This is a genomic window from Providencia sp. 2024EL-00732, from assembly GCF_044006275.1.
Classification (GTDB): domain Bacteria; phylum Pseudomonadota; class Gammaproteobacteria; order Enterobacterales; family Enterobacteriaceae; genus Providencia; species Providencia huashanensis.
The window spans coordinates 1-1,316 of record NZ_JBIPDG010000029.1; the positions used below are offsets into that span (position 1 = coordinate 1).

1 protein-coding gene is annotated in these 1,316 nt (G+C 41.7%); it reads right to left on the minus strand.

The window, feature by feature from the left end; genetic code table 11:
• Positions 1-37 precede the first annotated feature (37 nt).
• On the minus strand, positions 38-1,246 hold the full coding sequence (locus ACHB7C_RS20700) for an IS256 family transposase (protein ID WP_193834265.1): 1,209 nt from the start codon (positions 1,244-1,246) through the stop codon (positions 38-40).
• Positions 1,247-1,316 lie beyond the last annotated feature (70 nt).

Genomic DNA, 1,316 nt, shown 5'->3' on the forward strand with positions numbered 1-1,316 from the left:
CTAGACCCTGTAAATAATTCTGTGTATTTGCCTTTCATTAAATGTGACCGTCTAGGCGGTCACCAAACTCAATAATAAAACGACTCATCGCCTGTTTCCAGTTTTGAATTGGCATACTCCATTTTTTAGAGGCTGATTCGATGGCGAGATAAACCACTTTTCTGACCGAATCATCAGTTGGGAATACTTTTCGCTTCTTAATGGCATGACGAATAACACTATTGAGTGATTCAATCGCATTTGTCGTGTAAATCGCTTTGCGGATATCATCGGGGTAAGCAAAAAACGTATTTAAATTCTCCCAATGCGCATACCAACTTTTACTGATTTGTGGGTATTTTTCATCCCAAATAAGGGCGAACTTTTCAAGTGCTATCAGGGCGGAGGCCTCTGTGGCGGCACGATACACCGTTTTTAGCCCAGCGGTGACTGCCTTGTAATCCTTCCATGACACATATTTCAGGCTATTTCGTACCATGTGTATGATACATAACTGGATTTGAGTTTGCGGATATACACTATTGATGGCGTCTGGAAAGCCTTTTAAGCCATCAACACACGCAATCAGGATATCTTGAACACCTCGATTTTTCAGCTCCGTTAAAACCGATAACCAAAATTTAGCGCCCTCATTTTCAGCCATCCACATCCCTAAGAGTTCTTTATGTCCTTCGGTGTTGATGGCTAAAGCAAGAAAAACCGATTTATTGATGACGCTGCCATCGTGACGCACCTTAACGACAATACAATCAAGGTAAACAATAGGATAGAGTGATTCTAAGGGCCGATTTTGCCACTCCTGAACTTGCTCTTTAACCGCATCAGTGACTTTTGAAATCAATGTGGGTGAGACATCCGCATCGTACATTTCTTTGAATGTGGCTACGATTTCACGGGTTGTCATGCCCTTGGCGTAAAGAGAGAGGATTTGACTATCCATTTGAGTGATACGTGTTTGATTTTTCTTGATTAGCTGGGGCTCAAAGCTGCCTTCACGGTCGCGTGGTGTGTTTAACTCAAATTCACCATCATCGGTTAACAGTGTTTTAGATGAGTAGCCATTTCGTGAGTTAGAGCCTGATTTAGGCGCATTTTTCTCATGTCCTAAATGCTCAGTTAGCTCCGCATTTAACGCGGTTTCAACGGTGAGTTTAGTGAGCATCCGAGTGAACTGATTGAGATCAGCTTCGGTTTTAATTCCTTTTGCGAACTCAGCCGCAAGTGCTTTAAGTTTTTTCTCGTCCATAATCTGCCTACTTTTTAGTTGGAGTTAACATATCAAAAGTAGGCAAATACACAATTTAAATTACAGTCTC

Bases quoted from the DNA above. Each gene is read 5' to 3' on its own strand.
- ACHB7C_RS20700 (WP_193834265.1), bottom strand. From the start codon at position 1,246: ATGGACGAGAAAAAACTTAAAGCACTTGCGGCTGAGTTCGCAAAAGGA.